The organism is Lacisediminihabitans sp. FW035 (genome assembly GCF_054880895.1).
This window is the reverse complement of the sequence record NZ_CM142187.1, coordinates 1-23,042: the sequence shown is the minus strand read 5'-3', so window position 1 is coordinate 23,042 and position 23,042 is coordinate 1. Positions and strand designations below refer to the sequence as shown.

The 23,042-nt window shown below is 64.9% G+C and carries 20 protein-coding genes and 2 tRNA genes; 7 read left to right on the top strand and 15 right to left on the bottom strand.

The annotated features are described in order from the left end of the window. Position 1: 1 nt before the first annotated feature. The 5 genes from ACVXZ4_RS00110 to pknB all read left to right on the top strand — a co-directional run bounded on the left by ACVXZ4_RS00110 (position 2) and on the right by pknB (position 7,569). A complete protein-coding gene (locus ACVXZ4_RS00110) occupies positions 2-1,246 on the top strand; it encodes a Stp1/IreP family PP2C-type Ser/Thr phosphatase (protein WP_461796230.1) in 1,245 nt (414 codons plus the stop codon). 9 nt (positions 1,247-1,255) lie between these two features. After that, the gene (locus ACVXZ4_RS00105) at positions 1,256-2,683 is read left to right on the top strand and encodes an FtsW/RodA/SpoVE family cell cycle protein (RefSeq protein ID WP_461796229.1); all 1,428 of its coding nucleotides are present in this window, start codon (positions 1,256-1,258) and stop codon (positions 2,681-2,683) included. Further along, entirely contained in the window at positions 2,683-4,119 is a 1,437-nt protein-coding gene (locus ACVXZ4_RS00100; RefSeq protein ID WP_461796228.1) for a peptidoglycan D,D-transpeptidase FtsI family protein, read from the top strand. The genes ACVXZ4_RS00105 and ACVXZ4_RS00100 overlap by 1 nt, the downstream gene beginning before the upstream one ends. Continuing rightward, positions 4,116-5,810: a serine/threonine-protein kinase gene (locus ACVXZ4_RS00095; RefSeq protein ID WP_461796227.1), complete on the top strand. Its 1,695-nt coding sequence runs from the start codon at positions 4,116-4,118 to the stop codon at positions 5,808-5,810. The genes ACVXZ4_RS00100 and ACVXZ4_RS00095 overlap by 4 nt, the downstream gene beginning before the upstream one ends. A gap of 70 nt (positions 5,811-5,880) precedes the next feature. Beyond that, positions 5,881-7,569, top strand: a complete 1,689-nt coding sequence (pknB, locus tag ACVXZ4_RS00090) for a Stk1 family PASTA domain-containing Ser/Thr kinase (protein WP_461796226.1) — start codon at positions 5,881-5,883, stop codon at positions 7,567-7,569. 38 nt (positions 7,570-7,607) lie between these two features. On the opposite strand, the gene ACVXZ4_RS00085 is transcribed toward pknB, so the two are convergent. Genes ACVXZ4_RS00085 through ACVXZ4_RS00075 form a run of 3 tightly spaced genes read right to left on the bottom strand, consistent with a single transcriptional unit; the run spans position 7,608 to position 9,180 of the window. Next, on the bottom strand, positions 7,608-8,246 hold the full coding sequence (locus tag ACVXZ4_RS00085) for an anthranilate synthase component II (RefSeq protein WP_461796225.1): 639 nt from the start codon (positions 8,244-8,246) through the stop codon (positions 7,608-7,610). After that, entirely contained in the window at positions 8,243-8,401 is a 159-nt protein-coding gene (locus ACVXZ4_RS00080; protein ID WP_461796224.1) for a hypothetical protein, read from the bottom strand. Before ACVXZ4_RS00080 ends, ACVXZ4_RS00085 begins: the two co-directional genes overlap by 4 nt. 8 nt (positions 8,402-8,409) lie before the next feature. Then, on the bottom strand, positions 8,410-9,180 hold the full coding sequence (locus ACVXZ4_RS00075; RefSeq protein ID WP_461796223.1) for a class E sortase: 771 nt from the start codon (positions 9,178-9,180) through the stop codon (positions 8,410-8,412). Positions 9,181-9,267: 87 nt separating this feature from the next. Between ACVXZ4_RS00075 and ACVXZ4_RS00070 the strand changes: the two genes are divergently transcribed. Next, positions 9,268-9,513: a cell division protein CrgA gene (locus ACVXZ4_RS00070; protein WP_461796222.1), complete on the top strand. Its 246-nt coding sequence runs from the start codon at positions 9,268-9,270 to the stop codon at positions 9,511-9,513. 127 nt (positions 9,514-9,640) lie between these two features. On the opposite strand, the gene ACVXZ4_RS00065 is transcribed toward ACVXZ4_RS00070, so the two are convergent. Both ACVXZ4_RS00065 and ACVXZ4_RS00060 read right to left on the bottom strand, forming a co-directional pair. Then, positions 9,641-10,489: a rhomboid family intramembrane serine protease gene (locus ACVXZ4_RS00065; protein WP_461796221.1), complete on the bottom strand. Its 849-nt coding sequence runs from the start codon at positions 10,487-10,489 to the stop codon at positions 9,641-9,643. A 34-nt stretch (positions 10,490-10,523) separates the two neighbouring features. Then, positions 10,524-11,063 carry a peptidylprolyl isomerase gene (locus tag ACVXZ4_RS00060; RefSeq protein WP_461796220.1) on the bottom strand — a complete coding sequence of 180 codons (540 nt, stop codon included), beginning with the start codon at positions 11,061-11,063 and terminating at the stop codon, positions 10,524-10,526. Between the two features lie 118 nt (positions 11,064-11,181). Here ACVXZ4_RS00060 and ACVXZ4_RS00055 point away from each other — a divergent pair, with 118 nt between their 5' ends. Beyond that, entirely contained in the window at positions 11,182-11,751 is a 570-nt protein-coding gene (locus ACVXZ4_RS00055; RefSeq protein WP_461796219.1) for a hypothetical protein, read from the top strand. 229 nt (positions 11,752-11,980) lie between these two features. Here ACVXZ4_RS00055 and ACVXZ4_RS00050 read toward each other — a convergent pair. From ACVXZ4_RS00050 to dnaA, 10 genes are all read right to left on the bottom strand, one after another. Next, positions 11,981-12,053: transfer RNA gene (locus ACVXZ4_RS00050), tRNA-Ala, on the bottom strand. A gap of 36 nt (positions 12,054-12,089) precedes the next feature. Next, positions 12,090-12,163 (bottom strand) — tRNA-Ile (locus tag ACVXZ4_RS00045). A 77-nt stretch (positions 12,164-12,240) separates the two neighbouring features. After that, positions 12,241-12,648 (bottom strand): DUF3566 domain-containing protein, encoded by a 408-nt coding sequence (locus tag ACVXZ4_RS00040; RefSeq protein WP_461796218.1) that lies wholly within the window; start codon positions 12,646-12,648, stop codon positions 12,241-12,243. After that, positions 12,641-15,226, bottom strand: coding sequence for a DNA gyrase subunit A (gene gyrA / locus ACVXZ4_RS00035; protein WP_461796217.1), 2,586 nt, complete (start codon positions 15,224-15,226; stop codon positions 12,641-12,643). Before gyrA ends, ACVXZ4_RS00040 begins: the two co-directional genes overlap by 8 nt. A 112-nt stretch (positions 15,227-15,338) precedes the next feature. Continuing rightward, on the bottom strand, positions 15,339-17,309 hold the full coding sequence (gene gyrB, locus ACVXZ4_RS00030) for a DNA topoisomerase (ATP-hydrolyzing) subunit B (protein ID WP_461796216.1): 1,971 nt from the start codon (positions 17,307-17,309) through the stop codon (positions 15,339-15,341). Positions 17,310-17,475: 166 nt separating this feature from the next. Continuing rightward, positions 17,476-17,982, bottom strand: coding sequence for a DciA family protein (locus tag ACVXZ4_RS00025; RefSeq protein WP_461796215.1), 507 nt, complete (start codon positions 17,980-17,982; stop codon positions 17,476-17,478). Beyond that, on the bottom strand, positions 17,979-19,163 hold the full coding sequence (gene recF / locus ACVXZ4_RS00020; RefSeq protein WP_461796214.1) for a DNA replication/repair protein RecF: 1,185 nt from the start codon (positions 19,161-19,163) through the stop codon (positions 17,979-17,981). Before recF ends, ACVXZ4_RS00025 begins: the two co-directional genes overlap by 4 nt. 4 nt (positions 19,164-19,167) lie before the next feature. Next, positions 19,168-20,058 (bottom strand): phosphogluconate dehydrogenase (NAD(+)-dependent, decarboxylating), encoded by an 891-nt coding sequence (gene gnd / locus ACVXZ4_RS00015; RefSeq protein WP_461796213.1) that lies wholly within the window; start codon positions 20,056-20,058, stop codon positions 19,168-19,170. Between the two features lie 36 nt (positions 20,059-20,094). After that, positions 20,095-21,243 (bottom strand): DNA polymerase III subunit beta, encoded by a 1,149-nt coding sequence (gene dnaN / locus ACVXZ4_RS00010; RefSeq protein ID WP_461796212.1) that lies wholly within the window; start codon positions 21,241-21,243, stop codon positions 20,095-20,097. 368 nt (positions 21,244-21,611) lie between these two features. Further along, positions 21,612-23,042, bottom strand: a complete 1,431-nt coding sequence (dnaA, locus tag ACVXZ4_RS00005; RefSeq protein WP_461796211.1) for a chromosomal replication initiator protein DnaA — start codon at positions 23,040-23,042, stop codon at positions 21,612-21,614.

Genomic DNA, 23,042 nt, shown 5'->3' with positions numbered 1-23,042 from the left:
AATGGCCACATCGGGCAAGAGCACGGCCGTTTCGCACGTCGGGAAGATCCGGGCGAACAACCAGGACTCCGGCTATGCGGGCACGCAGCTCTTCGTCGTCGCCGACGGGATGGGCGGTCACGCCGGCGGTGACGTAGCCTCGGCGATCGCACTCAAGCGGGTGATGGAGGCCGACCGGCAGTACGCTTCGGCCGCCGACGCGGAGTTCGCGCTTCAGTCCGCGCTCAGCGCGGCGAACACGATGCTCGCCGAGACCGTGTTCGAGCATCCGGAACTCACCGGAATGGGTACGACGGTCAGCGCGATCCTGCGCTCCGGCTCGCAGATCGCGATCGCGCACATCGGCGACTCACGCATCTACCTGCTGCGGGATGGCACGCTCAAGCAGATCACCGCGGACCACACCTTCGTGCAGCGGCTCGTCGACAGCGGTCGCATCACCCCGGAGGAAGCGGCGGTGCATCCGCGCCGCTCCGTGCTCATGCGGGTGCTCGGCGACGTCGACGCCACCCCGGAGATCGACACGACGGTGTTCGACGTGCTGCCGGGGGACCGGTGGATGCTCTGCTCCGACGGCCTCTCGAGCTATGTCTCAGACGAGAAGATCGAGCACACCCTCACGGCCCAGAGCGCGGTGACGGATGCCGCGGACCGCCTGGTGAAGGAGAGCCTCGACCAGGGCGCGCCCGACAACGTGACCGTGGTGATCGTCGACATCGACGAGACCGGCGAATCGGCGTCCTCTCCCGTGATGGTCGTCGGATCCGCCGCCGCCCCGCTCACCTTCGAAGGGGAGTCCGGTCGTCGCCCGCTGCGCCTGCCGACGCTGTTGCTGCATCCGCTCAAGTCCACCCAGGCGCACGAAGACAGCCATTTCGAGCCGGAATCGGACGAGTACCTCGACGAGTTGATCCTCGAAGACCGCCGCCGAGCCCGGCGCCGCCGCATCACCTGGCTGGTCGGCATCGTCGTGATCGTCGCGCTCATCGTGGCGGCGCTTTTCGTGGGATACCGGTGGTCGCAGTCCCTCTTCTACGTGGGCGCCGACGGCCAGACCGTGGCCATCTATCGCGGCGTGCAGCAGGATATCGGCCCGATCTCGCTCCACAGCATCTACTCCGAGACGAGCGTGCAGCTCGCGGACCTGCCGAGCTACACGCGAAAGACCGTCGAAGACACGATCAGCGCCGCGGATCTCGCCGACGCGAAGGCGATCATCAAGCGGCTGACAGATGCCAGCAAGTAGAGCTCGATAATGCCCAGCACCGACGGCACCACCCAGATCGGACTGCCCGCTCCGGCCAACGATGCGGGCCAGCGGTCGACCTTCACGAACACGATCCGGTTGCGGCTCCGGGTGCCGGCGAAACTCCGCAACCTCGAACTCCTACTGCTGATCTTCGCCTGCGGCATCGTCGGGGCGTCGATCGCTCTCGTCGAACTCGGGGCAACCGGGGCCGTGCAGGGCCCGGTGCTGGCGCTCGGCGCCGGGCTCGGCGTGATCACCCTCGTGATCCACGTGGCGCTCCGCTTCGTCGCACCGCAGGCGGATCCGTTCATCCTGCCGGTGGTCACCCTGCTCAACGGCCTCGGGATCGCCGAGATCTACCGCCTCGACATCGGCAAGAACCATTCGGGCTGGGAGGCCGCCGGGGTGCGGCAGATCGCCTGGACCGCGATGGCGATGCTGCTCGCGCTCGCGGTGTTGCTGCTGATCCGCAACCACCGGGTGCTGCAGCGCTACCGCTACATCGCGATGTTCGTCGGCATCGTGCTGTTGCTGTTGCCGATGCTTCCGGGCATCGGCCAGACGATCAACGGGGCCCGGCTCTGGATCCGCATCGGGAGTTTCAACTTCCAGCCGGGCGAGCTCGCAAAGATCGCCCTGGCGATCTTTTTCGCCGGCTACCTGGTGACCGCACGGGATAGCCTCTCGCTCGTCGGGCGCAAATTCCTCGGCATGCGATTTCCGCGGATTCGGGATCTCGGCCCGATCCTCGTGATCTGGCTCGCGGCGATGGCCGTGTTGGTGTTCCAGCGCGACCTCGGCACGGCGCTGTTGTTCTTCGGGCTGTTCCTCGTGATGATCTACGTCGCGACGGGGCGCCTGAGCTGGGTCATCCTCGGTCTGGGGCTCTTCGTCGGCGGCGCGCTCATCGCCAGCCGTCTGCTGCCCTATGTGCAAGGCCGCTTCGACTCGTGGCTGGATGCCTTCAACCCGAAGATCTACGACGCGGTCGGCGGAAGCTACCAGCTCGTGCAGGGCATCTTCGGGCTCGCACACGGCGGCCTGATCGGCACCGGCTGGGGCCAGGGCAGCCCGGGGATCGTGCCCCTCGCCGAGAGCGACTACATCATCGCGAGCCTCGGTGAGGAGCTCGGCCTCGCCGGCCTCTTCGCCATCCTCGCCCTGTACCTTCTGTTCGTGTCGCGCGGCTTCCGCATCGGTTTCGCCGGCCAGGACGACTTCGGACGCCTGCTTGGCGTCGGTCTCTCCTTCGTCATCGCCCTCCAGGTGTTCATCGTGCTCGGTGGCGTGACCCGCGTCATCCCGCTGACGGGACTCACCACCCCGTTCCTCGCCGCCGGCGGATCATCTCTCGTGGCCAACTGGATCATCGCCGCCCTGCTGCTGAGACTCTCCGACAGCGTGCGCAATCAGCCCCAATTGGTGGTGGAGTGATGAATCGCCAGCTCAAGCGCGTGACCATCGCCGTGCTTCTCATGTTCCTCGCCCTGTTCGCCTCCACCACAGTCATCACGGTCTTCCAGGTGGACTCGCTCAACGCCGACAGCCGCAATGTGCGCACGCTCTACGACAGCTATTCGGCCGAGCGCGGCCCGATCCTGGTCGACGGCCAGGCGATCGCCGAGTCGAAGGCGGTGGACGACAAGTACAAGTTCCAGCGCGTCTACAGCAATCCACAGCTCTATTCAGCGGTCACCGGATACTTCACCCTCAACCAGGGCAACACCGGGGTCGAGGGCGCCCTGAACAGCTACCTCAGCGGCACCGCGAACGACCAGTTCCTCACCAAGATCAACTCGATCCTCACCGGCCAGACGCCCAAGGGCGGATCGGTCTCCCTCACCATCGAGCCCAAGGTGCAACAGGCCGCGTGGGATGCCCTCGGCAACAACTCCGGTGCCGTGGTCGCGATCAATCCGCGCACCGGGGCCATCCTGGCCATGGTGTCGAAGGCCGCCTACGACCCCAACCTGCTGGCGTCCCACAACTCGAACGACGTGATCGCCGCCTACAAGACCCTGCTCGCCGACCCCACGAAGCCGCTCATCAACCGCGCCATCGCCGGTGACCTGTACTACCCCGGTTCGGTGTTCAAGCTGATCACGACCTCCGCCGCGATCGACAGCGGAAAGTACACGCCCACCGACACCTTCCCCAATCCCAGCACCCTGACCCTCACGGGCACCTCAACGCCCATCAACAATGCCGAGGGCGGCAACTGCGGTGGCGGCGCGACAGTGTCGATCGCGGATGCACTCCGACTCAGCTGCAACATCCCGATGGCCCAGCTCGGCGCAGCCCTCGGCGGCGACGTGCTCAAGAAGTACGCCACCGCCTACGGCTACGGTCAGAAGCTCTCCATCCCGATGGCCGTGACACCGAGCATCTACAACATCGGGGATGCCGCCCAGGTGCAGCTCTCGGCCTTCGGACAGTTCGAAGACCGGGTCACCCCGCTTCAGGTCGCGATGACCTCTGCCGCGATCGCCAACGGGGGATCGCTGATGCAGCCGACTCTCGTGAAAGAGATCAACGCCCCCGACCTCACGGTGATCCAGCCCTTCCAGCAGAAGGTGTTCAGCCAGCCGATCACCCCCGCCACCAGTGCCACGATGACCCAGCTGATGGTCAACAACGTCAGCAACGGGGCAGCCAGTAATGCAAGAATTAGCGGGGTCGCCGTGGCAGGCAAAACCGGTACGGCACAGAACGGCGACGGCAAGCCGTACACGCTGTGGTTCACTGGATTCGCCCCCGCAGACGACCCGCAGGTCGCCGTAGCGGTGGTCGTTGAGAACGGAACGAGCTTCGGCAATGTGGTCGCGGCACCAATCGCGAAAAAAGTTATAGAGGCGGTGCTTGGCAAATGAGACCCACGAGTGGCCTCACTTTCGGAGGACGTTACCAACTCTCCAGCCGAGTCGCCATCGGCGGCATGGGGGAGGTCTGGCAGGCGACCGACCTGGTGATCGGGCGCACCGTCGCCATCAAGATCCTCAAGGACGAGTACCTCGGTGACCCTGGGTTTCTCGAGCGGTTCCGTGCCGAGGCCCGTCACGCCGCCCTGGTCAACCACGAGGGCATCGCCAACGTCTTCGACTATGGCGAGGAGGAGGGCAGCGCCTACCTCGTGATGGAACTGGTGCCGGGCGAAGCCCTGTCCACCATCCTCGAGCGGGAGCGCGTGCTCTCCACCGACCGGGTGCTCGACATCGTGGCCCAGACGGCATCCGCCCTGCACGCCGCCCACTCCGCCGGCCTCGTTCACCGCGACATCAAGCCGGGCAACCTGCTCATCACGCCGGATGGCCGAGTCAAGATCACCGACTTCGGCATCGCCCGGATCGCCGACCAGGTGCCGCTTACCGCGACCGGCCAGGTCATGGGTACCGTTCAGTACCTTTCGCCGGAGCAGGCGAGCGGACACCCCGCGTCTCCCACCACCGACATCTACTCCCTCGGCATCGTGGCCTACGAGGCCCTCGCCGGCAAGCGGCCCTTCACCGGCGAGTCCCAGGTCGCCATCGCGATGGCGCAGATCAACGAGGCCCCTCCCGAGCTGCCGGTCACGGTCTCCGAGCCGGTGCGCAATCTCGTCTACGCCTGCATCGCCAAGAACCCGGCCGATCGCCCGGCCTCGGCGGCGCACCTGGCTCGCGCCGCCCAGGCGCTTCGTCGCGGGGATGTCGCGGCCGCGGCATCCGCGGTGCCCGGAATCCTCGGCGCAGGAACGCTGCCCGCTCTCCTTCGCGAGAACCCGGCGACCCAGGCCACCCGTCTGCTCACCACTGCTAACGCCGTGGAGTCGGGACCGCCGACCACCCCGGTGCCCACCAAGACCCGCAGCCCCTGGACCTGGCCACTCATCGCCCTTGTCGCGATACTGCTCGTGGTGCTCATCGGCACCCTGATCACCCTCGTAGCGAATCCCTCGCCGGCGCCGTCCAAGTCGCCGAGCGTCTCCCAGACTCCCAAGTCCACCAGCCCCTCCCCGACTCCCACGAGCGATATCGTGAACATCGGCCCGACCATGTTCATCGGAGAGAAGCTCGCCGACGTGCAGGCACAGCTCGACAAGCTCGGGCTCGCCGCGAACATGGTGCCGGATGCGACACCGGCTCCCGATGCCTCCAAGGTCGGTACCGCCTACTTCGTCAACCCCACCGGCAATGTGCGCAAGAACGACACGATCACCGTGCGTTTTTACGGTGACGTCGCGGCGACGCCGACGCAGCCGGGTGCGCTCGTCGTTGACTCCGTCCCCCCGGTCAACGCCGACAACACCGTGACCGTCAAAATCCCGCCCTACTCGGGATGTCCGAGTGGATCAGCCTTCCTGAACTACACGTTCACTTTCAACGCGCCGTCGAAGATCGACCAGCCCACACCGAACTCGACCTCGCCGAGCACGGTTGATCCAAAGACGCTCACTCTCACCTGGACACTTGCACCGACTCCCACCACCAATAACACGATGACGTACGTCGCAAATTGTTCGGGTGGGTCATCTCCGTCGTCCGCCACCCTCACTGAGACGTCCATCGCCACAACAACCCCCTGACCACCGGGCGCCAAAGCGGGACGCATTACACTGGCAAGGTCCTGCCCCCCGCACCACCAGGAGATCATTCGTGACTGAAGGCACTCGGCTGCTCGCCGGCCGGTACGAAGTCGGTGCTCTCATCGGCCGGGGCGGAATGTCGGACGTGCACGTCGGCACGGACATCAGGCTCGGTCGCCGCGTGGCCATCAAACTGCTCAAGCCGGCCCTGGCGACGGATCCGCGATTTCGCGTGCTCTTCCGCGAAGAGGCGCAGAAGGCCGCCCGCATGGCGCATCCCACGATCGTGCGAGTCTTCGACGCCGGCGAGGAGACAGTGCGCGAGCCGAACGGCCTCGAGACCCAGGTGCCCTACATCGTCATGGAATTCGTCGACGGTCGCCTGCTCAAGGACATCGTCGCCGATGGACCGCTCGAGCCCAAGGAAGCCGTGCGCATCGTGTCGGGCATCCTCACCGCTCTCGAGTACAGCCATCGCGCGCTTCTCGTACACCGCGACATCAAGCCCGGCAACGTCATGGTCACCCAGAATGGCCAGGTCAAGGTGATGGACTTCGGCATCGCGCGTGCCGTCTCCGACAACTCCGCGACCGTCGCCGACACCAGCGCGGTGCTGGGAACCGCCCAGTACTTCTCGCCAGAGCAGGCCCGCGGCGAGACCGTGGATGCCCGCACCGACCTCTACTCCACCGGTGTCGTGCTCTTCGAACTCCTCACCGGCCGGCCGCCGTTCCGCGGGGATCGCGCCGCCGCCGTCGCGTATCAGCACATCAGCGAGGCCGCCGTGGCGCCGAGCACCATCAACCCGAGGGTCTCACCCTCGCTCGACTCTGTCGTGCTCCACGCGCTGGCGAAAGACAAGTTCCAGCGGTTCCAGACCGCCGCCGAGTTCCGTCAGGACCTCGAGGATGCGAGCGCGGGCGGCATCCCGCCCCGCAAGCCCCCGGTCAGCGACTTCAACTCCACGCTCTTCGGCGTGAACCCGTCCGCGACCGCCGGCTCCGAGGCTGCGCTGCGCCAGCTCGCGGCGCCCAACGACGAACGCGGCGCTCGCACGCAGACCCGCCCGCCGGTCGCCTGGATCTGGGTGGGCATCACCGCTCTCGCGGTCATCCTCATCGCCGTGGTGTTCTGGGTGATCAACCTGCCGCCGGCCACCATCGGCGACAACCTCTCCGTGCGGGTGCCGAGCGTGTCCGGTCAGCTGTACGACGACGGTGCAGCCAAACTCAAGGACCTCGGGCTCAAGACAACCAAGCTCGACCAGCCGAGCTCGAGCGTGGAGTCCGGCCACATCATCAGCACCGATCCGGCCTCGGGGCAGAAGGTGGCGAAGGGCAGCACGATCGCTCTCACGGTGTCGTCGGGCAAGACGCCGACCACCGTGCCGAGTCTCAGCAACCTCACCGTCGAAGCAGCGAAGGCAGCACTGGATGCCCGCAAGCTGGCCCTGGGCACCAACACGCCCGAGAACTCCGCGACCATCGCCGCCGGCACAGTGATCCGAAGCGACCCGGCCGCGAGTTCGGCGGCACGGGAGGGAGACGTGGTCAATCTGATCATTTCCACGGGACTCGTCACCATTCCCTCGGTCGTCGCCGCCGACATCAGCGACGCGAACACCCAGCTCGGCGCCATTCAACTCAGCATCAACGCCGTGCCGGATGCCACCTGCACCGGGAGCAAGGTGAAGGCCCAGTCCCTCACCGGCGACCAGCCCCAGCACTCCACCATCACGATCACTTACTGCAGCGGCTGATCCGTGGCCGGGAAGCCGCGCGTCACGCGTCCGGGAGGCTAGCCCAGGTTGACCAGCGGCGTCAGCCCCCGGGCTGCCTCACGGGCGGTCTCGAGGCCGGTGACCGTGAGCCAGTTCGCGATCATGCTGTAGCCGCCCTCGGTGAGCACAGACTCGGGGTGGAACTGCACGCCGAAGATCGGAGCCGATTCGTGGCGCGCACCCATGATCACGCCACCCTCGGTGCGCGAGGTGACGACCAGCTCCGCGGGCACGGTCGAATCGACGACGGCCAGCGAGTGGTACCGGGTGGCACGGAAGGGCTGGGGAACATCCCGGTAGAACTCGCTGTCGTCGTGCGTGATCAGCGAGGTCTTTCCATGCATCAGTTCCTCGGCGTGCGTCACCGTCGCCCCGAGAGCCTCGGCGATGGCCTGGTGCCCGAGGCAGACGCCAAGCAACGGCAGGCCGGAGGAGAGGGCCGCCGTGACGATCGGGATGGAGACCCCGGCCGCCGCCGGCGTCCCCGGCCCCGGCGACAACAGCACGCCGTCGTAGTCGGCGATGCGCGCGGCCGCGTCCGTTGCCGGGAAGGAATCGTTGCGAACGACATCCGTCGTCGCTCCCAGCTGCAGCAGATACCCGTTCAGCGTGTAGACGAAGCTGTCGTAGTTGTCGATCACCAGGATGCGTGTCATGTTCCCACCGTCACGTCGTTCACGTTCACGAAGGTGTTGAGCCACGGGAACACGAAAAGGACCAGTACGGCGAGTACCGCCGCGAAGAAGAGGATGAAGAGGATTATGCGCAGCCACAGGGGGCCGGGCATCAGTCGCCAGAGTGCTGCGTACATCGGTCGCCCTAACTCTTCGCCGTCGCGATCGCCGAGATGGCGGCCGGTGCTCCCGCGGAGGTCGGCTGCCACGATTCGAGAGAGGCATACGCGATGATCCGCTCGGCAGCGGAGAACATGGGGTTACAGCTGGTCATTGTGAGGATGCGGTCGGTCGGTGCGACGCCGGAGAATTGCGGCACCGGATCCAGCACTCCGACTCCGGTCGGGCGCACATACTCGAGCCCGCGGAACTCGTAGGTGTAATACCCGTCCTGCGTCTGCACGTAGATCTTGTCCCCCACCTGAAGGGTGGCGAGCGGCTTGAACGGAGCACCGTGGGTGGTGCGGTGGGCGGCGACGGCGAAATTGCCGATCTGGCCCGGCATCTGGGTTCCCGGATAGTGGCCGATGCCGTTCTTGTCCAACACCTTCGCGGTCTCGACCCCCTCGGAGATGGATCGCGCGTAGTCGGCACCGAAGCGCGGCACGTACATCACGGCGAACTTCACCGCGTCCCCGGGAGCGACTGCCACAACGGGATCCCCGAAGCCGGTCGCGGGGGTGGTCCCGTGCTGGTGGCTCGGAGATCCGGCGTCCCAGCCCTGGGCCAGAGCGGCCCCGGCCTTGTTCTGGTCGGCCCCGACGATGAGATCGTTGAGCCAGAGCTGCCACCCGAGAAAAAGAAAGACCAGCACGCCGGCGGTGATGAGCAACTCACCGAGAACACCGACGATGCTCACCCGGGTGCGGTGCTTCCGCGGCGCGGACCGCGAGGGCTCCGACGGGTGGTCAGTCATGGTGTCGATTCTAAGTGTTCGGTCCGAATGCGCCGTCGGAGTCCCCTCGCCTCGGGCCCCCGAGCCCATTCAGGCTAGAATTCCCGCATGGCAAGATCCACTCCGCGCACCAAGGCCGTTGCTCCCTCAGACAATCGTTCGGGAGACGACGCTCCGAACCCGGTCTGGTTCAAACCGATCATGTTCGGTCTCATGCTCATCGGTCTCGCCTGGATCATCGTCTTCTACGTGAGCCAGGGCACTCTTCCCGTGCCCCAGTTCGACCAGTGGAACATCCTCATCGGCTTCGGGATCCTCTTCGTGGGATTCCTCATGACCACTCGCTGGCGCTGATCCCGCGCCCCCGCAGGGGCAATTACACGGCTGTAATTATCCCCAGTGTGGAGAAGCCTGTGGATAACTTCCGCTTCAGACACCGCTGCTGCGCGCCACGGCGACGCGGCCGCTCCGTACCGGGGATCTAGGCGAGGATGCCGGCCCCGACGACGGTGAGCACGACGAGTCCGACCGCCGTTCCGCCGAGGGCCACCAGCTGGATCCCTCGTTGGGTTCGATTGCGGGTGCGAGTGAGGATGAATCCGACGAGCGCTCCGATGATGAGTCCGCCCACGTGCGCCTGCCAGGCGATGCCGGGCACGAGGAATCCGATCGCCAGGTTGATCACGATCACGATGATCAACTGGCGGCTGTTTCCGCCCAGGTGCCGCGCGATGACGAAGTAGGCGCCGAAGAGGCCGAAGATGGCCCCGGATGCCCCGATCACGGCAGAGTTGGGACTGCTCAGCAGCACGGCGACCGAGCCACCGAGACCGCTCAGCAGGAAGAGCGCGCCGAACCGCCAGCGGCCTACGAGGCGCTCCAGCTCTGGCCCCAGCACGAACAGCGAGTACATGTTGAAGAGGATGTGCAGGATCGATCCGTGTACGACCAGCGAGGTCAGCATCCGCCACGGTTCGATCGTCGTGTACGGCGGGTAGTACAGCAACGCGCTCACGATGGGACTGTTGCCCACCAGTTCGCCCGTGAGCACCTCGGCGACGAATACGAGCACGCACACCGCCATGATGGCGTAGGTCACGATCGGGGTTCCCGGTCGAGCGAGGCTCCTCACCGAAGTCACTACGGCGGGCCGGGTACGCGGAGCGCTCTGGCGCGACTCGCGCATACATTCCGGGCAGTGCACCCCGACGGCCGCCGGCGTCTGGCATTCGGCGCAGATGGTGCGCCCGCAGCGCTGGCACAGGATGAAGCTCTGCCGATCGCGATGCCGGTAACAGAAGTCGTCGGGGTTGGCCGACCCCTCGCTCACTGAACGATCACGAGGGATCGACCGGATCGGTGCATCAGACTTCGTCGATCGAGACCGAGTTGATCACGATGGCCTCGATCGGGCGATCGTTGCGGTCCTTCTCCACTGCTTCGATCTTCTTGACGACGTCGCGGGACGCCTCGTCCGCCACCTCGCCGAAGATGGTGTGCTTGCCCTGAAGCCAGGTGGTCGGCACGGTGGTGATGAAGAACTGCGATCCGTTGGTGCCCTTGCCGCCGCGGGAGCCTGCGTTGGCCATCGCAAGGAGGTAGGGCTTGGTGAAGGTGAGCTCCGGGTGGATCTCGTCGTCGAAGTTGTAGCCCGGACCCCCGGTGCCCTGGCCGAGCGGGTCGCCGCCCTGGATCATGAAGTCGTCGATGATGCGGTGGAAGACCACACCGTCGTAGAGCTTGTCCTTCGAGACCTTGCCGGTGCCGGGGTGGGTCCACTCGATCTCGCCGGCTGCGAGGCCGACGAAGTTCTTCACCGTCTTGGGGGCGTGGTTGCCGAATAGGTTGACCTTGATGTCACCTTCGGTGGTGTGGAAAGTAGCGGTGTGGGTATGCATTGACATGCAATCATTCTTCCACAGCAATCCCTAGCGTTCAGGGTTCATCCAGTCAACCGGGTTTGTGCGCGCAGGCGTGCGTGCAAAGATGTAAGAATTCTCCGTCCGACTACTGGAGGTCCCCTTGGCACTGTCACGTAAGCGCGCGAAAGAATTGAAGCGGCTCAGGTCCGCAGCATCCGATCTCTGGGATGACCAGCGGGTGGTGCTCGAGCACGCCTCCCAGGTCGTGAAGGAAGCGGGCCGCCAGGCGGCCAATGCCGGTCGTGAAGAGGTGGCCCCGCGAGTGCGCGACACCTACGATCACCGCGTGCGTCCGGTCGTCGACCTCGGAGTAGCCTCCGGCCGTGCGGTCGCCGACACTGCCAAGGACAAGGTGCAGCGCGACGTGCTGCCCGCCGTCTCCTCCGCGCTCGCCTCGGCTCTCGCCGTGCTCGAGGTCTCCAAGGACCCGCGCGTGCGCGAGGCGCTCAGCAACGTGCGCAAGGCCGGCACCCAGTTCGGCGCAAAGGTCGGCGTCGTGCCGCCCAAGCCGCAGCCGGGACCGGGCCGCTACATCCTCATCGCCCTCGCTGTCGTGGCCGCTGCCGGAGTCGCCTACGCGGCCTGGCAGACCCTTCGGGCCGACGACGAGCTCTGGGTCAGCGACGACGAGGCGGACGACCCCATCGCGCCGGCCACTGCTCGCTCGTAACCCCATCGCGCCGGCCACTGCTCGCTCGTAACCGGATCGCCGGCGCCCCGGCCGGCGATCGGTGATGGCTATTGCGCTGCCATTCGTGCACCCTGCTGCGGATGGGTCGGCCGCACGGTCGACTTTCGGAGGCAGAGTCGCATCGTCGCGCGGCGTTGGGCGCAAAGCGATCCTCACGCCACCGGGCGAAGGGGATGCGGTCGCCGCCATCCGTGAGATTGAGATGTTGTGGAGCTTAGGAGAATCGAACTCCTGACCTCCGCCTTGCAAAGGCGGCGCTCTACCAATTGAGCTAAAGCCCCGGGTGCCGTCAGGCAACACCGGTGTTGGGAAACACGTGGGGATACCAGGACTTGAACCTGGGACCTCTTCGTTATCAGCGAAGCGCTCTAACCGCCTGAGCTATATCCCCATGGCCTGCGATTCACGCGAGGCAGATACGAGAGTATCGCACCTGTCGAGTTTCAACGAATCGAGCGCCGGGCCCTGCTAGTTGTTGGTGAAACCGACCAGGAGGCCACCGGTGATACGCACGCTGAAGTTGTACAGCATCGCCGTGATCGCACCGAGTGCCGTGCCGACGACGGTGTTGAGAATGGCCACGACCACGGCGAACAGGCCGACCTGCGCCAGCGAGAAGCTCGCCGTCACACTGAAGGTCGGTTCGTTCAGGATGTCGCGCAGCACCTTGTCGAGGCTGCCGAAGATTCCCGTGCCATCGAGCACGATCCATACCAGCATGCTCGCAACGATCAGGATGATGCCGAGCGTGATGGCGATAAGGAACGACAGCTTCACGGCCGACCAGAAGTCGACGTACACCAGCTTGAGACGCACCTGCTTGGTCGCGGTGGCACGCTGCGATTTCTTCTGGAGCTTTTCGGCGACGCTACTCATCTACGGACTCGTCCTTTCCGGTCTGGATCTCTTCGACCGCGGGCTCCTCTTCGGGAGCGTCCGGGCCTTCGACTTCCAGATTGCGTTCACTGTTCTTCGCGACTGCGATGATCTTGTCGTCGTCCGCGAAACGTGCGAAGACTACCCCCATGGTGTCACGACCCGTTGCCGTGACCTCGGCGACAGACGAGCGTACCACCTTGCCGCTGGCCAGAACCACGAGCACCTCGTCGTCCTCACCCACGATCAGGGCCCCGGCGAGGTCTCCGCGGGCCTCCTGCAGCTTGGCCACCTTGATGCCGAGACCGCCTCTGCCCTGCACCCGGTATTGGGTCACCGAGGTGCGCTTCGCGAAGCCGCCCTCCGTGACAACGAAGACATATCCGGCATCCGCGACGACGGATGCATCCAACAGGGTGTCCTCATCGCGGAAGTGCATGCCGATCACGCCGGAGGTCGCGCGGCCCATCGGGCGCAGTGCATCGTCCGATGCGGTGAAACGGATGGACATGCCCTTGCGCGACACCAGCAGCAGGTCGGAATCCTCCTCCACCAACATCGCGGAGACGAGTTCGTCATCCTCGCGCAGGTTGATGGCGATGATGCCGCCCGTGCGGTTCGTGTCGTACTCCGACAGCAGGGTCTTCTTCACGAGGCCGCCGCGGGTGGCGAGGGCGAGATACTTGGCGACCCCGTAGTCGCGGATGTCCAGGATCTGCGCGATCTCCTCGTCCGCCTGCAGGGCGAGCAGGTTGGCCACGTGCTGGCCCTTGGTGTCGCGGCCACCCTCCTGCACCTCGTACGCCTTGGCGCGATAGACCCGGCCCTTGTTCGTGAAGAACAGCAGCCAGTGATGGGTCGTGGTGACGAAGAAGTGCTCGACCACGTCATCCGCCCGCAACTGGGCGCCCTTGACGCCCTTGCCGCCGCGGTGCTGGCTGCGGTAGTTGTCGCTGCGCGTGCGTTTGATGTAGCCACCGCGGGTGACGGTGATCACCATCTCCTCTTCGGGGATGAGGTCTTCGACGTTCATGTCGCCGTCGAAGCCGAACATGATCTCGGTGCGCCGGTCGTCGCCGTACTTCGCGATGAGTTCGGTGAGCTCCTCGCTCACGATGTCGCGCTGGCGCTGGGGGCTCGCCAGGATCGCCTTGAAATCCGCGATCTCGAGCTCGATCTTCTCGGCCTCCTCGATGATCTTCTGGCGCTCGAGGGCGGCGAGGCGGCGCAGCTGCATCTCGAGGATGGCGCGGGCCTGCTGCTCATCGATCTCGAGCAGCGTCATCAGCCCGTCGCGGGCATCCTCGACGGTGGCGGAGCGGCGGATGAGCGCGATGACCTCGTCGAGGGCATCGAGGGCCTTGAGATACCCGCGCAGGATATGCGCGCGCTCCTCGTGCCGGCGCAGCCGGAAAGCGGTGCGACGCACGATCACCTCGATCTGGTGATCGCTCCATGCGGTGACGAACCCGTCGATGGCGAGCGTGCGCGGGATTCCGTCGACGATCGCGAGCATGTTCGCGCCGAAGTTCTCCTGCAGCTGCGTGTGCTTGTAGAGGTTGTTCAGCACGACCTTCGCCACGGCGTCACGCTTCAGCACGATCACGAGTCGCTGTCCCGTGCGGCCGGAGGTCTCGTCGCGGATGTCCGCGATCCCCGAGATCTTCTGCTCCTTGACCAGCTCGGCGATCTTGAGCGCGAGGTTGTCGGGGTTCACCTGGTACGGCAGTTCCGTGACCACGAGGCAGGTGCGACCCTGCAGCTCCTCGACATTGACGACGGCGCGCATGGTGATGGATCCGCGGCCGGTGCGATAGGCGTCCTGGATGCCCTTGAGACCCAGGATCTGCGCGCCGGTCGGGAAGTCCGGGCCCTTGATGCGCTGGATGAGAGCTTCGACGAGCTCCTCCTGCGAAGCATCCGGGTTCGCCAGGTGCCAGAGGGCACCCTCACCGACCTCTCGCAGGTTGTGCGGCGGGATGTTGGTCGCCATGCCGACCGCGATGCCGACCGATCCGTTGACCAGCAGGTTTGGGAACCGGCTCGGCAACACGAAGGGCTCCTGCGTGCGGCCGTCGTAGTTGGGCTGGAAGTCGACGGTCTCTTCCTCGATGTCCCGCACCATCTCCATGGCGAGGGGGGCCATCTTGGTCTCGGTGTACCGGTGGGCGGCCGCGCCGTCGTTGCCGGGGGATCCGAAATTGCCCTGGCCGAGCGCGAGCGGGTACCGGAGGCTCCACGGCTGTACCAGGCGCACGAGAGCGTCGTAGACCGAGGAGTCACCGTGCGGGTGGAACTGGCCCATCACGTCGCCGATGACGCGGGTGCACTTGGAGAACCCCTTGTCGGGGCGGTAGCCGCCGTCGTACATCGCATAGATCACGCGGCGGTGGACCGGCTTGAGTCCGTCGCGTACCTCGGGAAGCGCACGACCGACGATCACGCTCATTGCGTAGTCGAGATAGGAGCGCTGCATCTCGAGTTGGAGGTCCACCTGCGTGATCTTGTCGTGCGCGAGGTCGAGCTCCTTGCCGGCGATCTGCGGTTCCGCGTCGTCCGGGGGTGTTACATCAGCCATTTTTCTTCACTTTCAGCAGTGGTGATCGAGTAGCGCCGTCTTCGGCGCGTGTCGAGATCCGGGGGCGTGGTCTCGACACGCGCCGAAGACGGCGCTACTCGACCAGCAATCTCTATATATCGAGGAAACGCACGTCTTTCGCGTTCTTCTGGATGAAGTTGCGGCGGGATTCCACGTTCTCGCCCATGAGGGTGTCGAAGATCTCGTCTGCCGCCGCGGCATCGTCGAGTGTCACCTGGAGAAGAGTGCGGGTGACCGGATCCATGGTCGTCTCCCACAGCTCCTTGTAGTCCATCTCACCGAGACCCTTGTACCGCTGGATGCCGTTGTCCTTCGGGATGCGCTTGCCTGCCGCGATGCCGGTCTCGAGCAGTGCGTCCCGCTCCCGGTCGCTGTAGACGTACTCGTGCGGGGAGTTGCTCCACTTGAGGCGGTAGAGCGGAGGCTGGGCCAGGTACACGTAACCGAGGTCGATCAGCGGCCGCATGTAACGGAAAAGTAGGGTGAGAAGCAGCGTGGTGATGTGCTGGCCGTCGACGTCGGCATCCGCCATCAACACGATCTTGTGATACCGGGCCTTCTCGGGGTTGAAGTCCTCGCCGACCCCGGCACCGAATGCCGTGATCATGGCCTGCACCTCATTGTTGGCGAGGGCGCGGTCGAGACGAGCCTTCTCCACGTTGAGGATCTTTCCGCGCAACGGAAGGATCGCCTGGAACTCCGGGTTGCGTCCCTGCACAGCGGAACCGCCGGCCGAGTCACCCTCCACCATGAAGATCTCGCTCAGCGAGGGGTCGTTGCTCGAGCAGTCACGGAGCTTGCCAGGCATCCCGCCGGATTCGAGCAGACCCTTGCGGCGGGTCTGCTCGCGCGCCTTGCGGGCGGCGAGACGGGCAGCGGATGCCTGGATCGCCTTGCGGATCACATCGCGAGCCTGCGTGGGGTTGCGGTCGAACCAGTCGCCGAGCTGGTCTCCGGCGACGCGCTGCACGAAGGACTTTGCGATGGTGTTGCCCAACTTCGTCTTGGTCTGGCCCTCGAACTGCGGCTCGGCGAGCTTCACCGAGATGACCGCGGTGAGACCCTCGCGCACGTCATCGCCGGTGAGGTTCTCATCTTTCTCTTTGATGATCCCCTTCTCGCGGGCGTACTTGTTCACGAGGGTTGTGAGTGCGGCGCGGAATCCCTCTTCGTGGGTTCCACCCTCGTGGGTGTTTATGGTGTTCGCGTAGGTGTGAACGCTCTCCTGGTAGGAGGTAGTCCACTGCATCGCCACCTCGAGGGAGATCTTGAGGTCCTTGTCTTCGAGCTCGAAGGAGATGACATCCGGGTGCACCACCTCGACCTTCTTCGCCGAATTGAGGTACTCCACGTAGTCGACGAGACCCCTCTCGTACATGTAGGTGACCGAATGCTCTTCGGCGCCGTCGAGCTCGCGCTCGTCGGTGAGCGTGATCGAGAGACCCTTGTTGAGGAAGGCCATCTGCTGGAAGCGCGCACGCAGCGTTTCGTAGTCGAAGATCACCGTCTCGAAGGTCTCGGGACTCGGCCAAAAAGTTTGAGTGGTGCCGTGATCTTCCGATGGCTCGCCCTTTGCGAGCGGTGCGTCCGGGACACCGTCGGTGAAGCTCATCCGCCAGACCGCTCCCTGGCGACGGACCTCGGTGTCCATGCGGGAGGAGAGGGCGTTGACCACGGAGATGCCGACGCCGTGCAGGCCACCGGAGACGGAGTAGCCGCCACCACCGAACTTGCCACCGGCGTGCAGGATGGTCATGACGACCTCGACGCTCGACTTGTTCTCGGACTTGTTGAGGTCGACAGGGATGCCGCGGCCGTTGTCGACGACACGGATGCCGCCGTTCTTGAGCATCGTGATCAGGATCGTGTCGCAGTAGCCGGCCAGCGCCTCATCCACGGAGTTGTCGACGACCTCGTAGACGAGGTGGTGAAGGCCGCGGGGGCCGGTGGAGCCGATGTACATGCCGGGGCGCTTTCGCACCGCCTCGAGCCCCTCGAGCACCTGGATCTGATCTGCTCCGTAGCTGTCTTCAGATTCGGAATTCGAGCGGTTCTCTGCCATGTGAAATTGGGCTCCTGCCAGGTAGATCGATTGTTCGTTCGCGGCTCGGGTTCCTCAGATAGGAACTGCCATGACGACTCTGTAATTCTACCAAACCATCGGGGCGGATGGTCGCGAATCGGCGATCTGGGGACTCAGAGTTGCCGCGGCGACCTATTTTGCCCTGTCAACCGTAAGTATCGCGCGGACCACGCCCTGGGATTGATCTGGGGCCGCGTTTCCACGAGGGGGCACCCGGCCCTTCGAAACGCACCGAGTCGATCCCGGCATCCGGGTAGCGCGACACGATCCGGCTCATAATCTGCACGCGCATCAGACGCAGCTGCGTCGCCCACGCCGTCGAATCGCATTTCACGGTGAGAACACCCTCTTCGATGCCGACCGGGGACGAGTGTTCGGCCGTGTCGGCTCCCGCGATCTCGAGCCACGAGGCCAGGAGTTCCGATCGTGCCAGCGGCGAACTCCAGCCGAGTTTCGAGGTGAGGGAGTCCATCACCGAGCCGAGCCCTTCCGGGTCCCGGCCCCCTCCGAAGGGGATCGTCGATCCGGGTTCCTTCTTCGCCCGCTTGCGCGCGTCGGAGGACCGGCTCGACCCGTCGCCGAAGACGCGGCGGAAGCGCAGGTAGACGGCGACCGGCTCCGATTCTTCCGGAGCGTCGGCCATCTCCCTCATGGGGCCTCCTCGTCGAGGATGGTGCCCTTGGAGATGTGCACGGTATTGCCGGTGAGTTCCTCGGGAACGTCGTCGAAGACGGCCGCAGTGATGAGCACCTGCTCGAAATCCCGCACGGCGGCTGCCAGGCGGGCGCGCCGGGCCTCGTCGAGTTCAGCGAATACATCGTCGAGCATCAGCACCGGGTCCCCCATCGAGGATTCCCGCCGCAGCAATACTGCGGATGCGAGCTTCAGGGCCAGCGCGAACGACCACGATTCCCCGTGGCTCGCGTAGCCGCGCGCCGGGAGCGAGTTCAACTCGAGTACCAGGTCATCCCGGTGGGGGCCGACGAGGGTGATCCCGCGTTCGAGCTCGCTTCGTCGGCGCGCCGCGAGGGCATCCCGGAAGGCGACGGCGGCATCCTCCGCCTCAAGGCGGCCGCGACTCACGCCGGCGGGATCCGAATCCTCATCCCCCGAGCTCTCCACCCCCGACCCTCGAGCGAAGATGCTGAGCTGGTTGGCGAGGGTCGCGTGATGGTCCTCGCCCGCCACCGAGGTGTATGCGCCGGCGACCTCGGGAGACAGCTCGGCCACCAGGGCGGTTCGCGCCTCGATCAACTGGGATCCGAGAGCGACAAGGCGCTCGTCCCAGATGTCCAGGGTGGAGAGTTTGTCGCTCTTGATCCCGGATGCCCGCGCCGACTTCAGCAGGGTGTTGCGCTGGCGGACCACGCGGTCGTAGTCCGCGATCACCCCCGAGATCCTCGGCGATCGCAACACGAGCAGCTCGTCGAGGAACCGGCGGCGACCGGCCGGGTCCCCGCGGATCAGGGCGAGATCCTCCGGGGCGAACAACACGCTCGAAAAATACCGGGGAAGCTCGCGGGTCTTGATGACCGACCGGTTGATCTGGGCACGGTTGGGCGAAGAGCGATTGAGTTGCACCTCGGCGAGGATCTGCCGCTCGTCGTGCTCGAGCCGGGCCCGGATGATCGCGGAATCGGTGCCCTGCCGGATCATCGCATGATCGACGGAAACCCGGTGCGATCCGAGGGTGCTGAGGTAGGCGAGTGATTCGACCAGATTGGTCTTGCCCTGCCCGTTGCTACCGACGAAAAGGTTCGATCCCGCCGCAAGGCCGACTTCGGCGGAGCGGTAGTTTCGAAAATCGGTGAGACTGAGATGGGTGACGATCACAGCATCAGTCGACGGCTTTGACCGAATGCCCGCCGAACTGGTTGCGCAACGCGGCAACGGCCTTCATCGCGGGTGATCCCTCCGGCTGTCGTGACACGAACCGGGCGAAGATCGAGGCACTGATCGTGGGCACAGGCACGGCATTGGCCAGGGCTTCCTCGATGGTCCAACGTCCCTCGCCCGAGTCCTCTACATAGCCTTCGATATCCGCGAATTCGGGGTCTTCCTCGAGCGCACGGACGAGCAGTTCGAGCAGCCAGGAGCGCACGACAGTGCCACGCTGCCAGGCCTTGAAGGTGCCGGTGACGTCCTTGATGATGTCATCACGCTTGTCGAGAAGCTCATAGCCCTCGGCGTAGGCCTGCATCAGGGCGTATTCGATGCCGTTGTGCACCATCTTGGCGTAGTGCCCGGCTCCGATCTCACCGACGTGCACGAAGCCCTCCTCGCGCGGGCCTTCCGGGCGAAGCGCGTCGAAGATCGGCATCAACAGATCGATGTTCTTCTTGTGGCCACCCACCATCAGGCCGTAGCCGTTGGCGAGTCCCCAGACGCCGCCCGAGACGCCGGCGTCGACGTACTCGATGCCCTTGGCGGAAACCTGCTCGGCGTGCTTGATGTCTTCGGTGAACCGCGAGTTTCCCCCGTCGATGATGATGTCGCCCGCCTCGAGCACCTCGGCAAGATCGGTGATTACGGAATCCGTGATCGCCCCGGACGGCACCATCACCCACACGATGTGGGGGGATGGCAGCGCCTTCACCAGGTCGGTGAGACTTGCGACATCCGTCACATCGGGATTGCGGTCGTAGCCCGTGACCTCGATGTCGTGCGCCCGCAGCCGCTCGCGCATGTTGTTGCCCATTTTGCCGAGACCGATGAGGCCGATGTGCATGTCAGAACTTCCTTCGGGGATATCGCGGGAGGGGGGTCACCGCAGCAGCAGGTTGGGCTGCAGCAGGTACTTGTAATTATCCGCGCCTGGCTGGTCTTTGGACGACTGGCTGGTGATGAGAACCGGGCCGGGCTTGTTGGGATTCTCGGTCTTGGTGAACGAGATGCGCACGAACTCCGAATGCACGGCGCCGAGACCGTCGAGAAGGAAGGCCGGCTTGAGTGAGACGACGGTGTCCCCGCCGCTGAGGTGCGCGTCGATCGACTCGGACGCCTGGGCCTGCTCGGATCCGATCGCTTCGAGAGTGACGCCGTCGATGGTGAATGTGAAACGCAGGGCCGCTTCGCGCTCGAGAACCAGGGACACTCGTCGAACCGCCTCGATCAGCTCGGCCGTGTTGATGACGGCATAGTTGTCGACGGTCTCGGGGAACAACCGCTTCACGGGCGGGAAGTTGCCCTTGATCAGCAGGGATGTGACGGTCTTTCGATCCGCGCGGAAGGCGATTAGCTCTCGATCGTCGGTGTTGGTGATGGCCACCGAGATCGTGCCACTGTGCCCGAAGGTCTTGCCGATCTCCTGAAGCGTTCGCGCAGGGACGAGGGCGGTGAGCGTCTCCGTGGTTCCGGTGTCCCCGGAATCCCAGTCGATCGCCCGCACGGCCACCCGGTAACGGTCGGTGGCGACCATCGTGAGACTGTTTTCGGAGACCTCCAGCTGCACACCGGTGATCACCGGGGTCACATCGTCGCGGGATGCGGCGACCGCGACCTGCGCCACGGCGGTCGCGAATGCCTCGGCCGGCAGCAGACCGGACTGGGCGGCCACCTGGGGAAGCGTGGGGTATTCCTCGACCGGCATGCTGAGCAACGTGAACTTTGCAGGCCCGCAGGTGACGGAGATGCGCCCTTCCTCTGTTGCGAACTGCACCGGGGCATTCGGGAGCCTGCTGGCGATGTCGGCCAGGAGGCGCCCGGAGACCAATATCTTTCCCGGCTCTTCGACCTCGGCGGCGATCTCGGTCTGCGCCGACACCTCGTAGTCGAATGACGAAAGCGTGAGACCGGAATCGGTGGTTTCGATCAACACCCCGCTGAGGATCGGCAAGGTGGTGCGCTGGGGCAGGAGTTTCACCGCAAAGGAGACGGCCTCACTGAAGACGTCTCGATTGACTTGGAACTTCATGGGCACCCCTTGCTATCGAATTGTCGCGCTCGGAGCGAGCGTTGATCCGGGAGGTTAATACTGGCACAGCCGGTACTTTCGTCGGACCCAAGGGTTATCTTCCCCAAAATTATTGTCATTAAGGATTAACACTCTTAACCGCTGTGCGATCTGTGAATAACTCTGGGGATGCCCGTCGCCGACGGGGAACTACAACGGTGTGAGTTGTGGGGAGTCTGTGGCATCCGAGGTCGATCCGGCAATCTCTGGCGAGAGTGGAGGGGACGAGTTTCCACAGGGCGGGTTGGGATTGCACAGTGTTTGTCGGCGTGTTCCACAGTTATCCACAGGTTATCCACACTGTGAGACTGGGAGGTCTACCCCACGGGTCAAATCGAGTTGTAGCGGTGATTCTGCTTGATCCGGCTGGTGAGCTCGGTGACTTGGTTGTAGATAGAGCGGCGTTCTTTCATCAGTTCGCTGATCTTCTTGTTCGCGTACATGACCGTCGTGTGGTCCCGGTTGCCGAACAGCTGGCCGATCTTGGGCAATGAGAGGTTGGTCATCTCCCGGCACAGGTACATGGCGATCTGCCGGGCCGTCGCGACCGCCTGGGACCGGGATGAGCCGTAGAGGTCGTCGACCGTGAGTTTGAAGTACTCCGCGGTGTGATTGATGATGTCGACTGGGGCGATCACGTTGTCGTCATCGAGGGTGATGAGGTCTTTCAACACGGTCTGCACCAGGGCGAGGTCCACGGGAGTGCGATTGAGGCTGGCGAACGCTGTGACGCGGATGAGCGTGCCCTCGAGCTCCCGGATGTTGGATGACACCTTGGTGGCCATGTACTCGAGGATCTCGGCGCTCACCTGCAGCTTCTCGCTCTGGGCCTTCTTGCGCAGGATGGCGATTCGCGTCTCCAGGTCGGGGGCCTGCACATCCGTGATGAGGCCCCACTCGAAGCGCGACCGCATCCGGTCCTCGAATCCGGTGAGCGCTTTCGGCGGCAGGTCGCTCGTGATCACGACCTGCTTGTTGTGGTCGTGGAGTGTGTTGAAGGTGTGGAAGAAGGCCTCCTGCGTCTCGACTGCCCGCTGGAGGAACTGGATGTCATCGATGAGCAGGATGTCGATCTCCCGATACCGCGACTGGAAGACCGATGCACGGTTGTTCGCGATCGAGTTGATGAAGTCGTTGGTGAATTCCTCGGAACTCACATAGCGCACGCGGATGCCCGGATACAGGCTCTCGGCGTAGTGGCCGATCGCGTGCAGGAGGTGGGTCTTGCCGAGGCCGGAGTCGCCATAGATGAAGAGGGGGTTGTACGCCTTCGCCGGCGCCTCGGCGACGGCGACCGCTGCGGCGTGCGCGAAACGGTTGGACCCCCCGATCACGAAGTTGTCGAAGTTGTACTTCGGGTTGAGGCGCGAGTCAGCCCGGCGGGCCCCGGAGGAGATCCCCTCCGACTGGGGGGCGGGGGTGACCGGCTGTTCGATGTAGGGCTGTTCCACGGTGGTGTCGTTCGGCTGGCCGAGGGCGTCGTGCGCGATCTCCGGATTCACGACGATCGCGAAATTGCTCACGGACTGCTCGTCGTCGAGGCCGGTGATCGCATTGAGAAGGGGGAGGCGGATGCGCTGTTCGAGCATCCCGCGCGTGAGATCGTTCGGTACCTCGAGGTAGAGGGTGCCGGCCATCACGCCCTTCGGCTCCACCAGGCTGAGGAAACCCTGCAGTTGGGGTGTGATCCGCTCATCGTCGCGCAGGGTGGTGAGCACGGATTTCCAGATGTCCTGGGTCGAATCCGTGATGTCGGTCAT

Coding starts and splice junctions, on each gene's coding strand:
- ACVXZ4_RS00110 (WP_461796230.1), top strand. CDS start 2: ATGGCCACATCGGGCAAGAGCACGGCCGTTTCGCACGTCGGGAAGATC.
- ACVXZ4_RS00105 (WP_461796229.1), top strand. CDS start 1,256: ATGCCCAGCACCGACGGCACCACCCAGATCGGACTGCCCGCTCCGGCC.
- ACVXZ4_RS00100 (WP_461796228.1), top strand. CDS start 2,683: ATGAATCGCCAGCTCAAGCGCGTGACCATCGCCGTGCTTCTCATGTTC.
- ACVXZ4_RS00095 (WP_461796227.1), top strand. CDS start 4,116: ATGAGACCCACGAGTGGCCTCACTTTCGGAGGACGTTACCAACTCTCC.
- ACVXZ4_RS00085 (WP_461796225.1), bottom strand. CDS start 8,246: ATGACACGCATCCTGGTGATCGACAACTACGACAGCTTCGTCTACACG.
- ACVXZ4_RS00080 (WP_461796224.1), bottom strand. CDS start 8,401: ATGTACGCAGCACTCTGGCGACTGATGCCCGGCCCCCTGTGGCTGCGC.
- ACVXZ4_RS00075 (WP_461796223.1), bottom strand. CDS start 9,180: ATGACTGACCACCCGTCGGAGCCCTCGCGGTCCGCGCCGCGGAAGCAC.
- ACVXZ4_RS00070 (WP_461796222.1), top strand. CDS start 9,268: ATGGCAAGATCCACTCCGCGCACCAAGGCCGTTGCTCCCTCAGACAAT.
- ACVXZ4_RS00060 (WP_461796220.1), bottom strand. CDS start 11,063: ATGTCAATGCATACCCACACCGCTACTTTCCACACCACCGAAGGTGAC.
- ACVXZ4_RS00040 (WP_461796218.1), bottom strand. CDS start 12,648: ATGAGTAGCGTCGCCGAAAAGCTCCAGAAGAAATCGCAGCGTGCCACC.
- gyrA (WP_461796217.1), bottom strand. CDS start 15,226: ATGGCTGATGTAACACCCCCGGACGACGCGGAACCGCAGATCGCCGGC.
- gyrB (WP_461796216.1), bottom strand. CDS start 17,309: ATGGCAGAGAACCGCTCGAATTCCGAATCTGAAGACAGCTACGGAGCA.
- ACVXZ4_RS00025 (WP_461796215.1), bottom strand. CDS start 17,982: ATGAGGGAGATGGCCGACGCTCCGGAAGAATCGGAGCCGGTCGCCGTC.
- gnd (WP_461796213.1), bottom strand. CDS start 20,058: ATGCACATCGGCCTCATCGGTCTCGGCAAAATGGGCAACAACATGCGC.
- dnaN (WP_461796212.1), bottom strand. CDS start 21,243: ATGAAGTTCCAAGTCAATCGAGACGTCTTCAGTGAGGCCGTCTCCTTT.
- dnaA (WP_461796211.1), bottom strand. CDS start 23,042: ATGACCGACATCACGGATTCGACCCAGGACATCTGGAAATCCGTGCTC.